This is a genomic window from Odoribacter splanchnicus DSM 20712 (assembly GCF_000190535.1).
Lineage (GTDB): Bacteria > Bacteroidota > Bacteroidia > Bacteroidales > Marinifilaceae > Odoribacter > Odoribacter splanchnicus.
The window spans coordinates 2609037-2631853 of record NC_015160.1 but is presented as its reverse complement, the minus strand read 5'-3'; the positions used below and the strand labels follow the sequence as shown (position 1 = coordinate 2631853).

15 protein-coding genes are annotated in these 22817 nt (G+C 43.4%); 8 read left to right on the top strand and 7 right to left on the bottom strand.

The genetic code is table 11. The features are described from left to right. Window positions 1-3: 3 nt before the first annotated feature. The 7 genes from ODOSP_RS11090 to ODOSP_RS11060 form a co-directional block, all read right to left on the bottom strand. A complete protein-coding gene (locus tag ODOSP_RS11090) occupies window positions 4-1470 on the bottom strand; it encodes a thioredoxin family protein (RefSeq protein WP_013612397.1) in 1467 nt (488 codons plus the stop codon). Between the two features lie 16 nt (window positions 1471-1486). Beyond that, complete coding sequence (locus tag ODOSP_RS11085; protein WP_013612396.1) at window positions 1487-2482, bottom strand: FISUMP domain-containing protein; 996 nt, start codon at window positions 2480-2482, stop codon at window positions 1487-1489. A gap of 13 nt (window positions 2483-2495) precedes the next feature. After that, window positions 2496-3557 carry a hypothetical protein gene (locus tag ODOSP_RS11080; RefSeq protein WP_013612395.1) on the bottom strand — a complete coding sequence of 354 codons (1062 nt, stop codon included), beginning with the start codon at window positions 3555-3557 and terminating at the stop codon, window positions 2496-2498. Window positions 3558-3580: 23 nt separating this feature from the next. Further along, complete coding sequence (locus ODOSP_RS11075; protein WP_013612394.1) at window positions 3581-5104, bottom strand: RagB/SusD family nutrient uptake outer membrane protein; 1524 nt, start codon at window positions 5102-5104, stop codon at window positions 3581-3583. 14 nt (window positions 5105-5118) lie between these two features. Then, window positions 5119-8772: a SusC/RagA family TonB-linked outer membrane protein gene (locus ODOSP_RS11070; protein WP_013612393.1), complete on the bottom strand. Its 3654-nt coding sequence runs from the start codon at window positions 8770-8772 to the stop codon at window positions 5119-5121. A 22-nt stretch (window positions 8773-8794) separates the two neighbouring features. Beyond that, the gene (locus tag ODOSP_RS18825) at window positions 8795-9940 is read right to left on the bottom strand and encodes a FecR family protein (RefSeq protein WP_013612392.1); all 1146 of its coding nucleotides are present in this window, start codon (window positions 9938-9940) and stop codon (window positions 8795-8797) included. A gap of 214 nt (window positions 9941-10154) precedes the next feature. Further along, window positions 10155-10862, bottom strand: a complete 708-nt coding sequence (locus tag ODOSP_RS11060; RefSeq protein WP_013612391.1) for a zinc metallopeptidase — start codon at window positions 10860-10862, stop codon at window positions 10155-10157. 332 nt (window positions 10863-11194) lie between these two features. Here ODOSP_RS11060 and ODOSP_RS11055 point away from each other — a divergent pair, with 332 nt between their 5' ends. From ODOSP_RS11055 to gnd, 8 genes are all read left to right on the top strand, one after another. After that, on the top strand, window positions 11195-13351 hold the full coding sequence (locus tag ODOSP_RS11055; protein ID WP_013612390.1) for an elongation factor G: 2157 nt from the start codon (window positions 11195-11197) through the stop codon (window positions 13349-13351). Window positions 13352-13813: 462 nt separating this feature from the next. After that, on the top strand, window positions 13814-14446 hold the full coding sequence (locus tag ODOSP_RS18820; protein ID WP_049782891.1) for a toll/interleukin-1 receptor domain-containing protein: 633 nt from the start codon (window positions 13814-13816) through the stop codon (window positions 14444-14446). A gap of 22 nt (window positions 14447-14468) precedes the next feature. Next, window positions 14469-15494 (top strand): hypothetical protein, encoded by a 1026-nt coding sequence (locus tag ODOSP_RS11045; RefSeq protein WP_148233362.1) that lies wholly within the window; start codon window positions 14469-14471, stop codon window positions 15492-15494. Continuing rightward, window positions 15491-16387, top strand: coding sequence for a hypothetical protein (locus ODOSP_RS18815; protein ID WP_013612387.1), 897 nt, complete (start codon window positions 15491-15493; stop codon window positions 16385-16387). Before ODOSP_RS11045 ends, ODOSP_RS18815 begins: the two co-directional genes overlap by 4 nt. Window positions 16388-16469: 82 nt before the next feature. Further along, window positions 16470-17174 carry a 16S rRNA (uracil(1498)-N(3))-methyltransferase gene (locus ODOSP_RS11035; protein WP_013612386.1) on the top strand — a complete coding sequence of 235 codons (705 nt, stop codon included), beginning with the start codon at window positions 16470-16472 and terminating at the stop codon, window positions 17172-17174. A gap of 10 nt (window positions 17175-17184) precedes the next feature. Continuing rightward, window positions 17185-17853: a DUF4159 domain-containing protein gene (locus ODOSP_RS11030; RefSeq protein ID WP_013612385.1), complete on the top strand. Its 669-nt coding sequence runs from the start codon at window positions 17185-17187 to the stop codon at window positions 17851-17853. Between the two features lie 639 nt (window positions 17854-18492). Next, window positions 18493-21084 carry an ATP-dependent chaperone ClpB gene (clpB, locus tag ODOSP_RS11025; protein WP_013612383.1) on the top strand — a complete coding sequence of 864 codons (2592 nt, stop codon included), beginning with the start codon at window positions 18493-18495 and terminating at the stop codon, window positions 21082-21084. 260 nt (window positions 21085-21344) lie between these two features. Beyond that, the gene (gene gnd, locus ODOSP_RS11015) at window positions 21345-22802 is read left to right on the top strand and encodes a decarboxylating NADP(+)-dependent phosphogluconate dehydrogenase (RefSeq protein WP_013612382.1); all 1458 of its coding nucleotides are present in this window, start codon (window positions 21345-21347) and stop codon (window positions 22800-22802) included. Window positions 22803-22817: the final 15 nt, after the last annotated feature.

The following is a 22817-nucleotide window of genomic DNA, read 5'->3' as shown; positions in this document are numbered from 1 at the left end:
TCGTTATTTTCCGGTTTTTATATTATTTTTCCATTGTTCCAGTCCTTCATTCATCCGCCTGATCAGTTCTTCGGCGGGTATGTATCCCTGTGAAGTATACACGATTTCTCCCTGAGGATCCAGAATCAGATAAGTCGGGAATACACGAATGTTCCATTTTTGAGCCAGTTCTTTGCCTTCATCTTTTTCCATATCGATTTTAAGGCTGATAAAACGGGGATTGAAAAAGTCTCCGGCTTGCTTATCCGGAAAGACTTTAGAGCTCATCATTTTGCAGGGACCACACCAACTGGTGTAACAATCGACAAAAACCGCTTTGTTTTCTTTCCGGGCTTTTGCCAGGGCTTCCTGCAGACCACCTGTTTCAAACCGTATTCCTTGATAGTCTGACAATTCAGTTACAATTTGACGGTAGCGTTCCAGGGTTGAACCTGTCATTCCTGCCATTCTTTCTTTCAGATAAGCGATTGCCTGTTTTTTTTCAGTCTCGTTCATATCTTGCAAACGTCCCAATGTAGCGTCATATCTGACTTTCAAGGCTTCATTCGGCAGGTTCGGGACCATTTTTCCCCAGAGGTCCAGCATTTCCGAATACTTTTTCTGTTGTCTGAAATGCAGAATCTTACACATATCCAACAATTGGTCCCGGTTAAGTGAAGTAAATTCCAGGTGACCGGCTTTTTGTTCTATTTCTGAAATGAAATCCATATCATATACTTTTTCAAACATCATGTAAGGATAAACTTGATGAAAAAGTACCTGTACTATAAAATTCAGTACTTTCTCTCCGTTTTTCTCCACCAACTCATTTCTGTGGTCATAGATAAAACGGAACCATTCGCTGTCATATCTTTTCCCCTTATTCCAAAGGATTTCCCACGACTGTGGCAAATAGAGACCGGCAGAATCGATATGCTCCAAATAATAGTCAGCTACTTCCTGAAATTTCTCATTTTCGTCTGCCGTTTTCAATGTGCCGGCATAGGCTGCTAAAAATTTAAATGACCGGTCACCTTTTTCATAATGCCGGGTCATTCCCGCCAATGAGGTTTTTGGATTCAGGCCTGCTTTCAATTTTTCTTTAAATTCAGGAGCTTTGGCTCCTCCGGAAATCCGGTGTATGATTTCTCCTTTTTCATCCAAAATCAGATAATGGGCATAAAACTTTACCCTGTAACGTTCTGCCAGTTTGCGTCCCTCTTGGGTTTTGGGCATATCCACACGTAAACTGACGAAATGTTTCTGAATAAACGAAACCAAATCGGGATCTGTCAGTACGACAGAGTCCATCAGTACCGAAGGACCGGCCCATCCGGCATAACAATTGAAAAAAATCGGTTTATGTTTCCGGGCGGCCTGTTGCATGGCCTCTTCCAAAGTAGTACAATACTGGATACGTTTGTTCTTTTCTTCTTTAGCCCACACTGTCGAAACAAGCAGACAAAAAACAATCAGGAATATATTTTTCATATGAGTTTGGTTTTTTCTATTTTACTAATCGAACACTATAAGAGGGGCGTACATTTTCAGTTGTACTGATTAAACGGCTTGTCATGCGCCGGATTCCGGAATGATACAGGGATATGTTACGGACGATTCCGTTAGATAAACTGTCTGATATTACAATCTGATCACTGCTCCAGAAGTAAGCACCTTCATTTTTATACACATAACGGGAATTATAGGCTGTTGACAAGGCATATACGGCAGCTCCGCCATACAAGGCATCAAATCCGATTCCTTGTTCTCCTGTTTTCAATAGCTCACCTGCGTGGCCTCTCCAATTTTCCAGGCCCTCCAATTCTCCGGCATCCATTCCCAAATGACGTTCCAGCATCATCCATTCCGCGTCAGTGGGCAAATGAAATCCTTCCGGAGCTCCTTCTTTTACGGCTTTTAAAGCTCCTTCATACGAATACAGGTAACCGAAACGTGTCAGGTAATCCTGGTCGACCTTAAAATAATAATTTACAGCATCATTCCATATGGCCATCAATTCATCTTTAATATCATCGTGCATATTATAAGACAGGAGGTTAGGAATGGTGTAGTTGCCTACTTGTGTCACAATCCAGTCTACTCCGTAGGGACTGCTCGTATTCAAACGGCCTGCCTCATCGGCAGCCAAAAGCTGTTCGCGCAGATAGAGCAGAAATTTCCGACCGGAATAATTCCGGCAAAAAGTTTGGTAACTATTCATATTTGTACCTTCCAATATGGCACGCTCAGTGCCTCCGTATGATTCTCCGTAAGTCACCAGATCGGCAGCTGTAGCTTCGTCCGGACGGTAACGGAAATTTTCTGCCAGCCAGGTCTGGTTTCCTATGGTCAGGGTTTTATAAACATTTCCTCCTTTATCCGTTACCGTACCGTAGGTAATCCCTTCCGGCTTCGGGATCACAGTCGTCTCATCGTCATCCTGACAAGCCAGTCCTGTCAATACCAGCCCTAGCAGACAACAAAAATATTCGATCTTTTTCATATACAATTCAGTATTATAATTCAACACCTAACTCGTCCCGGATGATGGCATACAGGATTTCATATTTCTTAATCACAAGCGGGGAACTTTCCCAGCGTTCCAGAAATTGTTTCCGGGGATATTTCATCATCTCCTCCAGGTAAAGTTCCAGATCAACATCTGTATTTCTAGGCGTAAAACGGTTTCCATACCCCGGATCATAGCTGACAAACCCCAATGTTCCGACTAATCCCCGGCAATAGAGGGCATAATTATCAAATTCTTCATCCGTCCAGACTCCTTCCGGCCAATTCGGATTGGTAACATTTCCATAGGTCATCATCTCTTTCCGGTAACTGCTGTCCTGTTCCCATTCTTCCACTAGCGGCCAAGGAAACCAAATCTGTAAACTGGCCGAATTTCTCCAATAAGGAATACGTTCGTCCGGGTAAAACTCCCCCCAATTTTTATCATATAGACTTTCATCCAACATATTATTGAAAGCATTCAGTTCGTCACTATAATTCTGAACCTTTAGTTTCACGATTTCATTCCGGTAACCGGCGGCTTTTTCCAGCATATCCTCTTCGTTTATCTGATTTATCCAGGAAAACATCAGGTTCCGGTAACGGCTGATTATTTCTTTTTGTTCTACTCCTGCAGAAGATAGTTGATAACATTTTTCTGTCAGCCACAATGCATATGGATAAAGTGCCTGTTGGCTGTTTTTCAGAAAAATTTCCGCAAAACGTAAAGATTTCATCATCAGTCCGGGATCGGTCAGCCGGGTCACCTGATAGGTGACCGATCCGCTGTTTGTCCCGCTGAATGCCCAGTTCAGATCCAGGGTTTCATAACGGAAAACCGAATCTCCGTTAACATCTGTTTTCACAAACACTTTTCCGATGGTATCGTTAAAAAAGACCGGAACCCCATAAGTGGTATACAGTTCATACCGTTTGTGCTGAATGGAATCGTTCGGATCATCCTGGATCGTATACAGATTTTCAAATCCGGTTCCGGGGGTTATCCCGTCCTCTTTCTGGCAAGCCAGCAGCAGGCAGGCCAGCAGCATATATAATCCTATTTTTTTCATACTTTTGTTTTATTGATTGTCAACTATTCGTCATCGCCCAGCGGAGAACGTTTGTTTCTCGGATTTTCCGGCATTTGTTCTTCGTCGTATTCCAATACAGATTTCGGAATCTGCATCACATAAGCCGGATCATTTTTCTCCAATACATAAATATCGGTATGGTCCCATTCGTATTTATTACCGTCGTATACATTAAATGCATGCCGGATTTGTTTACTATAAGGATATTTTTCACATACCGCATAACGTCTCAGGTCGAACCAGCGATGTCCTTCGAAACAGAGTTCCCTGCGGCGTTCCAGCCGGATTTCTTCCACCAGTTTTTCTCCGGTATAAGTTGTATGTACATAATTCCGGATTCTGCTTTCGCGGAGTAACCGCAGATACTGGTTGGCCCCCTGGAAATTATCTTCCATGGCGTATGCTTCAGCCAGGTTCAGATATCCTTCGGCAATCCGTAACGTGTAAATATCGGATACGTGTGGAACTGCGATCGTATCGTATTTCCATTGTAATGAATTGGCAGAAGTACTCTGGTTCTTTCCGAAAAAATACCGGCGGTAATCATTCTCTTGGTCATACAATTGTACCAAGCTGTCAGATACTGCAAAATCACCTCTGTTTCCGGTCATTCCATTGTAAAAATTCATAGAACCCTGAGAGAAAAGAACTTCCGTATTGTCTTCCGACAGGAATATTCTGGCAGAATCCCGGGCGGACATGTGGTAAAGCCGCGTATCTTCTTTCAACAGCTCTTCAGCTGTCAGAGCTGCATTATGCCAGTCCTGCATATAAAGATATACCCGGCTGAGCAATAATTGTGCAGCTTCTTTGGAAGCCCTGTGTAAGGGGCGTTTTTGCGGACTTTCCGTCAAATAATTTACCGCTGTCTTCAAATCCTCTACGATTTGTTCATATATTTTTGCGACGGGAGTACGTTCAAACTGGGTTTTCTTATCTTTGTCGTGTTCTACATATTCCGTTAATTTCAAAGGAACTCCGTAGTCCGTAGCCGAAGTAGCCTTATTATAGGCTTTCCCGTACAGATTGACCAGAGTGAAATAAAGGGAGGCCCGTATAAAATGACACTCTCCTTTCACCCGGATCCGATCCAGTTCTTCAGATGGAGAACTGACAGAGATGTCGTCGATTTCCTTCAGAATAACATTCATCACATTGATGCGCCGGTAAAAATCGAGCCAGGTCTGACTGTCATCCCGTAATACATCTCCCGTGGGATTACGTCCTACTTCTAATTGCCAGGCATAATAGCCGAACAGATTTACACTACAATCCGGCCAAAAGAAAACGGCTAGTCCGCTTCCTCCCACCGTAGTGACATCGTCATCCATGATATTCAGGAAACCGGCATGATCCGTTGAAATATAAGCTCTGTTTTGGGCAGGTAAGTATCCGTCCCCCAACAATACTTCATCGAAATGAGAGACTTTTTTGGCAACCGTCTGCGATTGCGAATACTCTTCCAGAAAATTATCGCATCCGGAACAAAACAAGGCGACTACAATTCCGTATATTATTTTTTTCATATCCATCATTTTTATCAGAATGAAACATTTAGTCCTATCGTATAATTCGGACGTACCGAAAGATTCGGTTTAGCAAATCCGGCTTGTGAAGGGTCCTGGCCTTTCAGGGCCTTGGCGGAGATGGTAAACAGATTCTGTGTACTGAAAGAAACTGAAGCGGAAGAAAACGGAGTCTTTTTCAGCAATTTGGGTTGTAAGGAATAACGTAAAGTCAGTGTCTGCATTTTCAGATAATTACCGCTGACTACCCGGATGTCGGAATTGTCATACATATCCCAGAGGTTATAGGCAAAAGTTTTGGTTTTATTACTTTGCTCCTGCGACCAATGGCGGTTATAGTAATCGTACATCTCGTCCGAACGATTGATAATGGCCGGAATACGGGTACGTTTTTCATCTCCGGGCACTTGCCAACGGTTGACAAACTCTTTCCGTACATTATTTTCCGCACTGACTCCCGAAATGATCGGTTCGTACAGAGCGAACAGACGCACTTTGGAACCCAGACTATAGGCCAGGTTGAAGGATAAAGTGATTCCTCTCCAGGTAAATGTATTGAAAAGATTACCACTAAAGACCGGTTCCCGGGTCCCGCTCTTCGTCATCACCATACGGACTACATCTTCCAGACTTTTGTCTTCCAGTAAATGCCGGCGGTCGGTATAGTCATCGAATACCGGTGTTCCGTTTTGTGCGTTCAATCCCAAAAATTCATAGGAGTAAAACGTACCGACAGATTCTCCGCTAATGATAGCCGTACCTGCCAGATAATCTTCCAGTTCGTATTTTTCGACGGCATCCGTTTGTGTCTTGTTCTTATTCGCTGAATAACTGGTAGAAATTCTCCAGGCAAAATCATTGATTTTAACTGGAGTTGCCGACAAAGTGACCGAATAACCGACATTTTTCAAACTCCCGTTATTCATCAGATAAGAAGTCAATCCATTGGTAGGAGCTACATTTACCCAAGAGAAGACATTTTCAGTCTTTTTGTAGTAAAAATCTCCACCGATATTCAGGCGTCCGTTAAAAAAGCTCATATCCAATCCGATATTGGTTTGCTTCGTTTCTTCCCATTTCAGGTTGGGGTTCGGGAACTGATATACATTGGAGACGTTCTCGTTGTAATAAGAATTTATCGGTTGTTGAGTGATCAGCATATTCGGAGTCTGGCCGTCCAGCATATTTCCCTGCATACCGTAAGACATGCGTAAGCGCATTTCAGACAACCAGGAAGCCTCTTTCAGGAAAGTTTCCTGTATATTCCACATGCCGGATACCGACCATACCGGCAATAAACGTTCGTTACTCCGGCTTCCGAATTTATTGGAAGCATCCGTACGTCCGTTTACATTCAATGTAAAATATTCCCGATAACCATAAGTCAGGGATAAGTATAAACTCAACTGATTGGTCAATCCCCGGGTTAGGGTCAGGTGATTTTGCTGGAGCCATTCCTTATATAAAGGGTAGTCGTCGAGGTTCAGCGAACTCATATCGGCAAACTGCATCCCTCTTTCTTTCAAATAGCCTCTCACTTCATTATTCATCGATTTGGAACGTAGCATATTAACCTCATATCCTAACAGGGCTGTAATCAAATGCTGGTCATCTTCTCCGAACAGTTTACGGTAATTGGATTGTAAACGGAATGTCAGATTTTCCGTATCTGAATTCTTGGTTTTCAAAATACCTCCATAGGGAAGAATACATTTTCCGTCATCTCCCGGTATCGGTTTATCTTCGTATTCCCCGTTTTTCAAAGCAGCGACATAGGCTGTTTTATCGCCCCACCAATCTTCTTGTAAGGTGCTGCTGACAGAATATGAACCGGTAGCTGTGACATCCCAGGTGGGCAGAATGTTGTATTTCAGGTTTAAATCGACCTGAATACCCTTACCGTCATATCCGCTGGAGCTGTTGTCAATTTCGTTGACAATATTATAACGCAGGTATTTATTTCCCTGTCCTCCGTATCCTCCTCTATAACGTTCGTAATAAAACAGGGAACCATCTTCGTTGAAACAAGGTAATGCCCGGGTCGTATTGTAAGCATAATCCATCGCATCAAGGGTGGAGACCAGGTGGTTTTTCTTTTGTACATTACCGTTCAGTTTGATTGCCATCAGCATTTTGGAAGTCATCTGTACATCCATTTTGGCAGTTACGGTGTATCTTTCCGTATAAGTTGTATTGGAAACCCCGTTATCCCGGTCGTATCCCAGGGAAGCATAATAGCGAACGATATCCGAACCTCCGCTTACATTCAACGTATGGGAATGGGAATACGCATCCCGGGTCAGAATATCGAACCAATCGGTATTGACCTGTTCGTACCAGGTTACCTCGTTGAGGAAAGTATCGTAGTCTGTCAGACCGCTCTGTAAACGATAAAGAGCACCTTCGTACCCTACCAACGGCATTTGGGTAGGAAATATATAATGCTGGTCTGCCAGTTCTTTCCCGAATCGTACCCGTTCCTGAGAATTCATCAGATTGATATTCCGGTCGGTATAGCGTGGACGGCGGGTGATTTTAGAAGAGTGGGAATAAGAAAGAACCGGTTTTCCGATCCGTCCTTTTTTGGTAGTTACTACAATCACTCCGTTCGCTGCACGTGTTCCATATAAAGCTGTTGCAGAAGCGTCTTTCAACACATCGATCCGTTCGATGTCCTGAGGATTGATACCGGCAATGGCATTACCGATAATATTCAGATAATCGGGATTATTCAAATCGTCGGGATCGACATCGACAGGGTCTGTCATCACGATTCCATCCAATACCCACAGGGGTTCCCGGTTTCCCAGCAAAGTAGAAGTACCCCGGACACGTAAACGGGGAGTAGCTCCCACTTCTCCGGAATTCAGCATAAAGGTCATTTCAGGAATACGTCCTTCCAGCATCTGGTCAATGCTCGTTACCCCCGGAATCATAATATCCTCTGCTTTAACCGTTGTAATGGCACTGGTCTGGGTCCGTTTATCCAGTACCTGGTAACCGGTCACCACCACCTCATCCAGTTCCTTCTGATCTTCATAAAGAATCACATTTATCTCCTTTTGACCGGCATATTTTACAGAAGTTGTCTGCATGCCGACAAAAGAAAATTCCAGTACGATCTGTTGTTGGTTTTGGGGATAACTAAACTGGAATTTACCGTTAACATCTGTAGAAGTTCCGATACTTGTGCCGGCGATTTTTACGGTTACTCCTGGTAAGGCATTTTTTTGAGCATCGGTAACTGTCCCGGTGAGTATCACCATTTTTTCTTGCTGAGCCTGTTGGCGCTTTGTCGTTTCTGCAGTAGTCTGGGATATCAGAATCATATCTTCCTGAATTTTCCAAGTCAATCCGGTCCCTGCAAAAATACGATCCAATAAACTCGTTACACTCTCGTTATGGGCTTCTATAGAAATCTGTCCCAGTTGTTCAGTTTGTTCGGTGTTGTAGATAAAACTCAAACGGGTTTGTCGTTGAATTTCATTCAATACCTGCCTGACCGTTACCTGCTTGAAATTCAAAGTTACCTGCTCGTGCTGTGCAAAAGCAGTAGCAGATACAGAAAAAGTCAGCGTACACATCAATACTGAAAACATTCTTGCAATCTTCCAACTTTTCCCCCAACACCCTCGGGGAGTTTGGAAACACAATCGTCTTTTTTCCATAAATTTGTAATTAAATTGATATCTAGTGTATTAAGATTATTTGTCCGTTCATCCGGAATTCCACTCCTGTCACGTCGGTAATGGCCGACAAAATCGTTTCTATCCGCTCATAACGTTTGATATGGCCGGAAAAGTGAAGAGCCCGGCTTCGTTTTCCTACAAAAAGGAATTCTTTATCGTACCATAGCGACAGGGTGTGCATGATCTCTTCCAGGGGTTCGTCTTCAAAAACGAAATATCCCTCTTTCCAGGAAATATAGGAAGTGACATCCACTTCCTTTAAAGTAACCTCTGTCGTTGTGCGGTCAAAGTCAGCTAATTCTCCGGGTTTCATCCGGATTTCTTTTTGATCACCCCATTCAAGCGCTACAGCACCTTCGACCAGTACGGTCCTTACCCCACGGGTGTAGTGGGTATTCACATCGAACACCGTTCCCAGTACCCGGATTTTAACCTCTTCTGTTTCTACATAGAAAGGGCGGTTTTTATCGGGAGCCACTTCGAAATAGGCTTCTCCTTTCAGATATACCCGTCTTTCTTTTGCATGGAATGCAACCGGATATTTTAATTCGGTCGCTGCATTCAGCCACACCCGTGTACCATCTGGCAATACTATCCAATACTCGCTCCCCCGGGGTACTTCGATACGATTATACTTATTTTCTTCTTGCCGGGCTGTCGTATCATAAATCAATCCCCCTCCTGCCTGGTATGCTTTTACTTCCTCATTCACATATATTTCTGTTTGTTCTTCCGGATCCAACTGATATTTTTCTCCGTTATCTAATGTCAAAACCGGACTTAAACAGGCCACTGTTGCCTGTTTATTTTTCATTTCCTCTTTCCAGGTATACCACAAGGTTATGGATAATAAAACGGGTAGTACCACTGCGGCATATTTCAACCACTTCGGTCTTATACGCGGACGGACAGGAGGAGCTCCGAACGTCTTTTCCCTCACTTTTTTCCAGGCATCTTCTACATCGGTCTGTAAATAATTTCTTATTTCATTTATACTCAATTGCTTTTTTATTTTACAAAAAAGTAACCGGTGTTCTTCCGATTCATTGATCCAATCTTCCAATTTCCCTTTTTCTTCCGGAGAAAGTCCGCCAACCAAATCAAGTTGTATCAGACGCCGTATGTAATTGTTGTCGTATTCCAACATTCTATAAGATTTGCTAATTTTACTCTGTATATACGATGAGGGGAACGAAAGGAGGTAGCAGATTTTTTTATTTTTTTAATGTAAATATACGGTTAGCTAGGTATAACAGAAGCTTCTTGCTGATATTCAACAAAAAAAACGAGATCCGTTTTATTGGATCCCGTTTTTGCTATTGGGAATTAATCTTGATAAAATTGTCGCATGAAGCAATTGGTCAATCTCTTCTGTTTAAATAGATCATGATGTAATAAAGCAAGGTGGCCAGTGAAGAGAGAGCTGCAATCACATAAGTATAGGCTGCCCATTTCAAAGCATCGAAAGCATATCCCTGGGTTTGATAATCCGTGATTCCGGAATTGCGCAGCCAGGCTAATGCGCGGTGACTGGCATCGATCTCTACCGGTAAGGTAACGAAACTGAATAAGGTCATAATGGCAAAAAGCCCGATCCCGACCAGCAATAGTCCCGGAAAACTGTTCACCATCAGGATACCGGCCAGCAAAATCCATTGTACCCAATGGGAAGCGAACTCTACTGCCGGCACCAACGTTGACCGTAGCTTAAGCATACTGTATCCTTTGGCGTGCTGCAGAGCGTGGCCCGTTTCGTGGGCGGCTACGGCTGCAGCGGCGATACTGTTTCCGTAATAGACATCCCGGCTGAGGTTGATGGTTTTATTCACCGGATTGTAGTGATCGGTCAGCATCCCTTCCACAGAACCGATTTTAACGCCTGTCACTCCATTATCCCGCAACATTTTTTCCACTACATCTCTTCCGGTCATACCGTTTGCTGTGGGTATTTTCGAATATTTCTGAAACCGGCTTTTCAGTTGATGACTGATCAGCCAGCTAATAACTGTGAAGCCGATGAATATAACCCATATCCAAAGACTACCTCCAAACATTGTTGTATTTTCCATTTTTTATTTATCGATTGATATTTATCTTTTTCTTCTGTGCAAAAAATGCGCCAAAGTTTTTATTGTATACGCCTGATATCGCTTTTCCTGCATTTGTTTTTTAATAATTAACAAATACTGACAAAATCGTATACAGACACGGTACATTTCTTATCTCGTTTTTTAGCCGGAAAAAAGGAAGAAATAACAATGGTTATTTTAACTAAGGAAAAGTTGATTTTGTTAAATTTGAACCAAGGTTTCTTTGATTTTAGAAAAATTCTGTTTAATTTGTGAACCGATTTAAAACGATTGAGTCGACATTTTTGACGAATAACCTAAAATTAATTACCATGAAAACCTACAATCCGAATGAAATCAAGAATATCGCTCTTGTAGGCAGTGCTGGTTCCGGTAAGACCACACTTGCTGAAGCGATGATGTATGAGGGCGGGGTCATCCCGCGCAGAGGTAGCGTAAGTGCTAAAAACACTTCCTCTGACTATAGGCCTGTGGAGCAGGAGTATGGTTCTTCTGTTTTTCCGGCAGTATTATATACCGAATGGAAAGATCAGAAACTGAACTTTATCGATACTCCGGGGGCTGATGATTTTGTCGGTGGAGTTATCTCTGCGCTGAATGTAGCCGACACGGCGGTGATGGTTGTCAATGCTGTCAAGGGTGTTGAAGTAGGGACCGAAATTATTAGCCGGCATGTCCGGAATTTAAATAAACCGATGATTTTTGTCATCAACCAGCTGGATCATGAAAAAGCTAATTTCGAACAAACGCTTGAACATGCACAGGCTTCTTTCGGAAAGAAAGTGGTACTGGTACAATATCCGGTCAATCAGGGGCTCGGTTTCAATCAGGTGGTGGATGTCCTGAAAATGGAGATGTATCAGTGGAAACCGGAGGGGGGTAAACCCGATGTATTGCCGATCCCGGAGTCGGAGAAAGAGAAAGCCGACGAATTGCATAATGCCCTGATCGAGGCGGCTGCCGAAAACGATGAAGGGTTGATGGAGCTTTATTTTGAGAAAGGGAGCTTGTCGGAAGACGAAATGCGCGCCGGTATCCGGAAAGGGTTGATCGCCCGTGATATGTTCCCTGTGTTCTGTGTGTCGGCCGAAAAAGATATGTGTGTACGGCGTTTTATGGAATTCCTGGTGAACGTGGCTCCGAGTGCGGCTGCCATGCCGGGAATGCTTACGAAAGACGGTCGTCTGGTGCCTTATGAAGTGAACGGCCCGGCTTCGGCTTTTGTATTCAGTACGACTATCGAGCAGCATCTGGGAGATATCAACTATTTTAAAGTTGTTTCCGGTACGGTGAAAGAAGGGGATGATTTGATCAATATGACTACCGGTACTAAAGAACGTATTGCACAGTTGTATGCTGTAGCCGGTAAAAACCGGACGAAAGTGACGGAACTCCGGGCCGGTGACCTCGGAGCGACCGTGAAACTGAAAGGAACGAGAAACGGGGATACCCTGAATGAGAAAGATTGTGATTATGTATTTCCCGGAATCAAATATCCGAATTCCCGTTTCCGTACAGCTGTCCGGGCAGTGAATAAGGGCGACGAGGAGAAAATGGCCGAAGTGCTTTATCGGATGCACGAAGAGGATCCTTCTTTGTTGGTGGAATACTCCAAAGAATTGAAGCAAATGATCCTTTCGGGCCAGGGAGAATTTCATTTGAATACGATGAAATGGCGGATCGAACACAACGATAAGATTCAAATTGAATTTTATGCTCCGAAGATTCCTTATCGGGAAACCATTACGAAATATGCCCAGGCCGATTACCGGCATAAGAAGCAATCCGGAGGAGCCGGACAATTCGGGGAAGTACATATGGTCATCGAACCCTATGAAGAAGGAATGCCCGAGCCGACGACTTATAAGATCGGTGGTGTGGACAGCAAGATGTCGATCAAAGGAAAAGAAGAATATGATTTGCCGTGGGGAGGTAAACTGGTGTTTTACAACTGTATTGTAGGTGGAGTGATCGAAGCCCGTTTTATGCCGGCTATTCTGAAAGGTATTATGGAAAAAATGGAAGAAGGGCCGTTGACGGGTTCGTATGCCCGGGATATTCGCGTATGTATTTACGATGGTAAGATGCACCCGGTAGATTCCAATGAAATTTCTTTCCGTTTGGCAGGACGTCATGCCTTTAGCGAGGCTTTCCGGAAAGCCAATCCGAAGATTCTGGAACCGATTTATGATGTCGAAGTGCTGGTGCCCGATGAAGATATGGGAGATGTGATGGGTGATTTGCAAACCCGCCGGGCTATGATTATGGGGATGGATGCCGATAGCGGTTTTCAGAAGATCAAAGCCAAAGTGCCGTTGAAGGAAATGCAGCGTTATTCTACTGCTCTGAGTTCCATTACCGGTGGACGGGCCACTTTCACAATGAATTTTGCAGGCTATGAAAAAGTACCGTCTGAAGTACAGGAGGAATTGTTGAAAGCTTATCAGGAAACAGATGACGATGAATAATTTTTGGTGAATTATACGGAAAGGAAAGGTTGTTGCTAAATGATTTTGCATATTTGTTTAAACATCTTATACATTGTTTGTTCGATTGGCTATTTTAGTTCAACTTTAATGTAATTCAGCTTAATGTCAGCCTATTCGCCGTAGGCTGACATTTTTTAATGCAATTTGCAAATCAACTTTGGTACATTAAAGTATATAGATGCGAAATTAATTTATGGACGTCATGTTACATATCTAAAACGTTTTAAGAGCTTTTACTATGGATAATATTTGCAGATTATTGTATTTTATTTGCCAAGTAGTTTAAAATTGTCTGTTCTTATTATTTGGATAGTGAAGTGGGTTAGGGAGGAATTGTTTAAAAAATGAATAAAAAACAGGTAAATGGCTAATGGAATAATGTATTTTTTAATTTTGTTTGTGGTGAATTGTAAGGATAGGGATAGTTGAATTAATTCGTGGATGATGGAACAGCAATTTCAATATTACGCTTTTATCAGCTATAAACGGGAAGATGAGAAATGGGCTAAATGGTTACAGGATCGGTTAAGATGGTATAAGTTACCTTCGAAATTATGTAGACAAATCACCCGGTTGCCTAAAAAAGTATGGCCTGTTTTCAGGGATAATACGGATCTCGACAGTGGGAGACTGGAAGAAAATATAAGACATGAACTCGAGCGTTCACATTATCTTATTGTGATATGTTCACCTGAAGCAGCGCGTTCGCCCTGGGTCGGAAAGGAAGTGAAATATTTCGCTACACTTCACGGAGCAGATAAGATCATCCCTTTTGTCGTTTCAGGGATTCCCTACAGTAATGACATCGAGACAGAATGTATCCATGAACAGATAAAGGCGATAAGCCAGGAAGAATTATTGGCTATAAATGTCAGGGAAGAAGGGATCGGTTCATTTGCGATGAAGAAAAAAAGGGCTTTTATCCGCGTTGTCGCCCGTTTGTTGGATATAAAGTTCAATACCTTATGGCAGCCTTATGAACGTATTCTGAGGATTCGTAAATGGAGTACAGGAATCGGAGTTGTTTTTATTCTTATTCGTTTTATTCATCTTGTGGGACTATTACCGGACTAAAAATGAATATTTTGCTGATTATGTGGATAGATGGGGAATACCGGAAGGGGTGGTTGAGTTAAGTGCGGAACAGGTAAAAAAAAGAAGTACACATTATCGTTTCGAATATACCCACCGTAGTATATTGGGGAAAGGAAAGGGCACGCTGAAAAGAGTTGTTTTTGCCAATTCTGCCGGTTTTCCTATAGAGCACAATTTTAGTGAATATGTCGATCGTTCTTCTATTCAACAGATAGAAAGCCGAAAAGATAGACGGGGACAATCTGTCATTGAGATTGAATATCAAAATTCCAAACAAAAGCCTTTGATTGTTGCCTATATTGCCGGGGACAGTTTGCAATATGTAGATCTGAAATCATTGGATAAGGGAATGGGTATCGGACTTACAAGTTCTTTTACTTCTATCACTTCGAATGCATTTGAAAGTATGTTTAGTAATTCGAAATCTGAAATCCGGCGGTATCGTTTAATCAGGGACCGGCAAGGTTTCATTATACGTAAGTTATTTAAAAAATATAACGGTAACGACGATATCGCTGCTTGTGATGCAAAGGGAATTTATGGCTTTGATTATCTCCTGGATTCTATCGGAAGGCCCCGGTTGGTCAGATTTATCGGGTTTGAAGGTTTTAACTTTCCCAATAATATGGGGATAGCTTCTAAGAAATATAATTATGACGAATATGGTAATATTTCGGTAATCGCTTATCTCGATCCGGCAGGTAATCCTGTTTTGAATGAACAGCGGTGGGCGACTTATACCAGAAAATGTGATGAGAACGGTAATATTGTAAAAGGTGTATATCTGGGAATAGACCAAAAGGTTTGTCCGTTAAGTAATGGTGGGGGAATAATCGGGAAAGAATACGATGAACATGGGAATAGTATTACCGAATCGATTTTTGATAAAGACGGTCAGCTTGCCTGGGGACGGGAAGGGGTGGCAAGATGTGTTGCAAAGTACAATAAGCAAGGAAGAATCATCGAAACGGCAAATTATGGGACAGACGGTAATTTGTGTTTTAATAAGAAGAAAAACCCTGTTTGAATAATAAAGGATATGCGAAAGTTTCTTATGGATACGATGAGTGGGGAAATGTAACGGAGATTCTGTTTTTGGGGGTGGATGGAAAACCATGTACCGATTCGAGTGGAGTGGCCCGGTGTGTGATGAGGTATGACGAACGGGGAAATAAGATAGAGGAAGCTACTTCCGATACGGAAGGAAACCCCTGTTTAAATGCCCAGGGGGCAGCTAAAATGACTGCTGTATGTGATAGTTGGGGAAATGTAACGGAGATGACTTATTGGGGGACGGATGGTAGGTTAGGTCTGAATAAGGAAGGTTTCGCCAAGTTGAATTTTAAGTATGATGAGCGTGGTTTTCGGGAAGAAACGGCTTACTTTGATGTGAATAATAAGTTGTGTATGCGTACAGGTGGCTATGCAAAAGTGCTTGAAAAATACGATCCCCGCGGAAATTGTACCGAAGTGGCTTATCGGGATGAAAATGATAGACCCTGTCTGCTGAAAGATGGTTATGCAAAGTTGTCTTTTCAGTACGACGACCGGGGGAATGTGGTAAAACAGGTGTATTTCGGTACGGACGATAAACCCTGTATAAATACCGGCGGTTTTACTGCTATTTCCCAAAAATATAATGAAAAAGGGATGATTACCGAGGTCGCTTTTTGGGATATAGCCGAAAAGCCCTGTTTGGTGAACGGTTATTTTATGGAGAAGACTGAGTTTGACGATTGGGGTAGAATAATAGAAAAGAAATATTTAGATACTGAAAATAAGTTATGTAAAGGTGGATATGGATTTGCAAGAATGACGGTAGAGTATGATCGTACAGGTAATTCGACAGTCAGAGTATTTGACGAAAATAATCATGAAACGATGAAAAAATCGCTTCATGTGAATGAAATAATACAATGAAATTAATTCAATATTCAGGTTGGTAAGAATTTGTTTGATGGTTGAAAACATGTAGTTTTGTCGGATAAATTTAATCGTTGTTATGCATTTATTTTATACGCCGGATATCGAAGGGGATATTTATACGTTGAATGCGGATGAATCCAGACATTGTGTACGGGTATTGAGGTTGGGGGCCGGAGAAGCGGTTTCGTTGGTGGATGGGAAAGGAACTTGGTATGAGGGAGTTATCGAACGGGCGGAAGTGCGGGGATGTGAAATCAGGATTACGGATCGGCGGGAACTATACGGCCGGCGCAATTTTCACCTGCATTTGGCTGTGGCTCCGACGAAGAATATAGACCGCATCGAATGGATGCTGGAAAAATGTACCGAGATGGGGATCGATGAGATTACCTTATTGCATGCAGCTCATTCCGAACGGAAGGTTGTGAAAGAAGAACGGCTGGAAAAAGTGATTGTGGCGGCGATGAAACAGTCTTTGAAAGCCTATTTGCCCCGGCTGAATCCGATGACCGATTTCCGGCAGTTGGTTACTTCTTGCCGGGAGCCCCATAAATTTATCGCCCACTGTAATGAAGGGGATAAAAAACGCTTGGATGAAGTGTATCGGCCGGGGGAAGATGTGGTTATACTGATCGGACCTGAAGGAGATTTTTCGGAAGAAGAAGTGGTATTGGCCCGGCACCACGGTTTTGTGCCTGTGACTTTAGGGACGAGCCGGTTGCGGACTGAGACGGCGGGGATTGTGGCTTGCCATAGTATCGATTTTATGAATCGCGTTTAAATCTGAACATATGGAGCATCTTTGGAAAGTGGTGTTTTTGATCGTTTTGTTTGTGTTTGTGCCTCGCTGGTTGTGGAGCCAGGAAACTAAAACGAAACTGGCTCTGTTGAAATATAAAGGAGGAGGCGATTGGTATGCCAATCCGACTTCTCTGCCTAATCTGATCCGTTTCTGTAACGATAAATTAGGAACGGATCTGGCTAAAGAGCCGGCCACTGTCGAACCGGGAAGCCGGGATATTTTCAATTATCCCTATGTGCATATGACGGGGCATGGAAATGTTGTTTTTACAGAGGTGGAAGCCCATAATCTCCGGGAGTATTTGTTGGGGGGTGGTTTTTTACATGCAGACGATAATTATGGGTTGGCTCAGGCCTTCCGGCGGGAAATGAAAAAAGTGTTTCCTGAGGATGAATTGGTTGAGATTCCCTGGGAACATCCGATTTTTAATCAGAAATATAAATTTTCGCAGGGATTGCCCAAAATTCATGAGCACGATGCGAAACGGCCGCAAGCTTTGGGCATCGTAAAAGAGGGAAGATTGGTGGTTTTATTTACTCTCGAAACCGACCTGGGAGATGGCTGGGAAGACCCTGAAGTGCATAACGATCCTGAAAACAGGCGGCAGGAAGCCTTGCGGATGGGGGCGAATATTATTTCTTATGTGTTTTCCAACTGAAAAAAGGTTAAAATAAGAGATAATTATTCTTCGGGTTCTTTCAGTAAATTTTTCCGGTATTCGGCGGGCAGGATGTAAGTGTATGTCGGAGACGGACAGTCGCGTTATTTTACTACTGGTTTTGAGATTGCGGTAACGATTATAGGAGATGCGTGTATATTGGAGGAATAATGTAAAGGACTTGTCTTTACTTTATCGGGATTATTTTGTTTTGGGAGACTTGCAAGGAATGGTCTTCCGGCATAAAACCCTTCATTTCACGGCAGAGCTAATCGGCCAAGAAAATATAAGCGGAAATTTGCAGCAATAGAAAGCTGGACTCTCCGGATTATTTCCAGTGAGAATAATCTTTCTTAAATCAAGACTAATCTACGATTCAGTAATAACGTTAGGCGGAGGTGTTCGTGTTCGGGGACCCGGTCTGACAGTATAAAACCCGGATAAATTGTCGGGCCGGATCAAGGAAGACAGTAGGCCGGTCATTTTGTTCTATTGGTTTAAAGGCTGTCGTTTTGTCTTGAATATTTGCATTGATTGTGTCAATTTGACAAAATAATGATAAAAAATTTGCTGAAACCTTTCATTCGGAGAATCGGTATAAGATTTGTAATCCTCTATAAGTGAAAGGAGAGATAGACAATGAATACAAATAATTATACGATCAAGTCGCAGGAGGCTTTGCAAAATGCAGTACAGCTTGCGCAGAGTAAAGGGCAACAGGCCATCGAGACCGGGCATTTATTGAAAGCCGTGATCAATGTCGGTGAGAATGTTACTCATTTTATTTTCAATAAACTGGGCGTCAATAGCCATAATCTGTTATCGGCACTCGACCGGATTATCGATAGCTATCCCAGGGTTTCGGGCGGAGAAGTATACTTATCGCCGGATAGTAACAAAGCGCTGGAGAAGGCGACCCGTTTGGCGAAAGACATGGGTGACCAGTATATTTCGCTGGAACACATCTTATTGGGATTACTGGATAACCGGGATCAGGTGGCTCAATTGTTGAAAGATAGCGGTTTGACAGAGAAAGAGACCAAAGAAGCGATTGCGGAGCTTCGGAAAGGATCGAAAGTCAACTCTCAATCGGCAGAAGAGAGTTATGATGCCTTGGGGCGGTATGCTATAAATTTGAACGAACGTGCACGGAACGGTAAATTAGATCCGGTGATCGGGCGGGACGATGAGATACGGCGGGTGTTGCAGATTTTATCACGCCGTACGAAGAATAATCCGATACTGATCGGTGAACCGGGTGTAGGTAAAACAGCGATTGCCGAAGGATTGGCACAGCGTATTGTGAATGGGGATGTCCCTTCCAATCTGGCTTCGAAACAGATTTTTTCGCTGGATATGGGTGCATTGATCGCCGGAGCTAAATATAAAGGTGAATTCGAAGAGCGTTTGAAGGCAGTGGTCAACGAAGTGCTGGCTTCCGAAGGCGAGATTATCTTATTTATCGATGAGATTCATACTTTGGTCGGAGCCGGAAAGTCGGAAGGTGCTATGGATGCTGCCAATATTTTGAAACCGGCTTTGGCACGTGGTGATCTGAGAGCTATCGGAGCGACGACCCTGAATGAATATCAGAAGTATTTCGAACAGGACAAAGCGTTGGAGCGTCGTTTCCAGAAGGTGATGATCGACGAACCGGATGTGATGAGTGCTATCAGTATTATGAGGGGGCTGAAAGAGAAATATGAAAATCACCATAAGGTGAGAATTACCGACGATGCGATTATCGCTTCAGTGGAATTGTCCCACCGGTATATTTCCGATCGTTTCCTCCCGGATAAGGCTATCGACCTGGTCGATGAGGCTGCAGCCAAATTGCGGCTAGAGATGAATTCGGTGCCGGAAGAAATCGATGAACTCGACCGGAAGATCCAGCAATTGGAAATCGAGAAGGAAGCCCTGAAACGGGAAGGAACCAGCAAAAAATTGTCGGATATCCAGAAAGAATTGGCCGATTTGAACGATGAACGTACAAAACTCAGGGCACAATGGGAGTCTGAGCGTTCTCTGATTGATGAGATACAGAAAAATAAGGATGCTATCGAACAGTATAAATTCGAAGCAAGTCGTGCAGAGCGGGAGGGTGACTATGGTAAGGTGGCCGAATTGCGTTACGGTAAAATCAAGGAAGCCGAACAACGGATCGAGGTGGTTAAGAAAAAATTAGCCGATATGAAACATGGTGAATCCCTGATCCGTGAAGAGGTGACCTCCGACGATATCGCTGCTGTAGTTTCGAAATGGACAGGTATTCCAGTCAACCGGATGATGCAAAGTGAGCGGACGAAGTTATTACATTTGGAAGAGGAATTGCATAAGCGGGTAGTGGGGCAAGAAGTGGCTATCGCTGCTTTGGCCGATGCTGTCCGGCGAAATAGGGCAGGGTTACAGGATGCCCGTCGGCCGATCGGGTCATTTATCTTCCTGGGAACTACCGGAGTGGGTAAAACCGAGTTAGCGAAGGCATTGGCAGAGTTTTTATTCGACGATGAGACGCAGATGACCCGTATCGATATGTCGGAATACCAGGAGAAACACTCTGTATCCCGATTGATCGGAGCTCCTCCGGGATATATCGGATATGACGAAGGTGGACAGTTGACCGAAGCAGTACGGCGGAAACCTTATTCGGTGGTGCTGTTGGATGAGATCGAGAAAGCACATCCCGATGTGTTCAATATCCTGCTGCAAGTGCTCGACGATGGTCGTTTGACCGATAATAAAGGACGTACTGTAGATTTTAAAAATACCATTGTTATCATGACTTCGAATATCGGCGCTCATATTATTCAGGAAAGATTGAAAGACCTGAATGAGAAGAACCGTGATCAGGTATTGGAGACTACCAATAATGAGGTATATGAATTGCTGAAACAAACCATACGTCCGGAGTTCCTCAACCGTATCGATGAGGTGATTATGTTTACCCCCTTACAGAAGAACGAGATTGTGGATATTGTCCGCTTGCAAGTGAAATCATTGCAGAAGATGTTGGCTAACAACAGTATTACTATCGAGGTTACCGATAAAGCTGTGGAATGGATAGCTCAGGAAGGGTATGACCCTCAATTCGGTGCCCGGCCTGTGAAACGGGTGATCCAGCGGAATTTGCTGAACGACCTGTCTAAACAGATTCTGGCAGAAAAGATTACCAAAGACAACCAGATTGTAATCGATGTGAAAGACGATCATATTGTCTTTACTAATAAATAACGGTAACGCTAAAGGAGACGGTAACAACGGTTCTGGATACAGACTGTTGTTACCGTTTTTTTTATGTGCCAGGACTGTTTCGGAGGTCCGGGGTGAAAGTAACCTTGGGCTTTCTTTATCGTAAAATTCGGATAGGCCGTTGAGGGAAAAATGAGTTTTAACAATATTTTTTTAATTTCTAAGGGGCGATATTTGCAAATTTCCTTTATATTTATAAAAATCTTATTTATATCGTATATAAACTTATAAATATTATCTATATGCATACATCTGATATTGGTTTGATCGGCCTGGCAGTGATGGGGGAAAACCTGGCACTCAACTTCGAGAGTAAGGGATTTACAGTTTCGGTATTTAACCGTTTACATCCCGGGAAAGAAAATGTGGTCGATCGTTTTCTTCGTGGCCGTGGTGCAGGTAAACATTTTATCGCTACTTACTCGATTCCGGAGTTAGTTGCTTCCCTGAAGCGGCCGAGGAAGGTGATGATGATGATCCGGGCCGGAGCTCCGGTCGATGAGATGATTCAGGAATTGTTACCTCATCTCGAGCCGGGAGATGTCATTATCGATGGAGGAAATTCCGATTTTAGGGACACGGAACGGCGGGTGAAAGAGGTGGAGGCCCGGGGAATGCTTTATGTGGGAACGGGGATTTCGGGTGGAGAAATCGGAGCTTTGACAGGCCCCTCGGTAATGCCAGGCGGTTCTCCGGCAGCCTGGCCGCTGGTGAAGGATTTACTGCAGGGGATCGCTGCCAAATTGGATGACGGTACGCCTTGTTGTGAATGGATAGGAAGCGGTGGGGCCGGGCATTATGTAAAAATGGTGCATAATGGAATCGAGTACGGAGATATGCAATTGATCGCTGAGAGTTATTTTATGTTGCGGAAATACGGACAGTTGGAGAATGACGAGATTGCCGATATTTTTGCCGGATGGAATAAAGGGGAACTCAATAGTTATCTGATTGGAATTACGGCCGATATTTGCCGGGTAAGAGATACGGACGGAGGATATTTACTGGATCGTATTTTGGATATTGCCGGACAAAAGGGTACCGGTAAGTGGACTGCCGAAGCTGCTCTTGAGGAAAGCGATCCGTTGACTTTGATCACAGAGGCGGTACATGCCCGTTTCCTCTCGGCCATGGCCGACGAACGCTCGAAGGCGTCGGCTCTGTATCGAAGTGAAAATAATGATATTCATGAACATGCCGGTTTACCGGATTTATTGCGACACGCCCTATATGCTTCGAAATTGATTTCTTATGCACAGGGATTCTCTTTGTTGAAAAAAGCTTCCGAGCATTATCAATGGAATTTAGATTACGGCATGTTGGCTAAAATTTGGCGGAAGGGCTGTATTATCCGTTCCGTTTTTCTGGAGCAAATTACCCGGGCTTATCACGCTTTACCCGGTTTGGAAAACTTACTTTTCGACGATTTTTTCCGAAACCGAATACTCGAGGCTTTGCCTGCATGGAGAAAGATTACGGCCGACTGTCTGTTGAGTGGCATTCCGATTCCTTGCATGGCTGCCGCTTTGACATATTTCGACGGTTTGCGGACAGAACGTTCTTCTGCAAATCTGATTCAGGCGCAACGGGATTATTTCGGTGCTCATACGTATGAAAGGACAGATATGGAGAGAGGACAATTTTTCCATACCGATTGGAATGAAACGGGAGGGAATGTTTCAGGAACTTATAATGCTTAGTAGATGAAGTTTAAA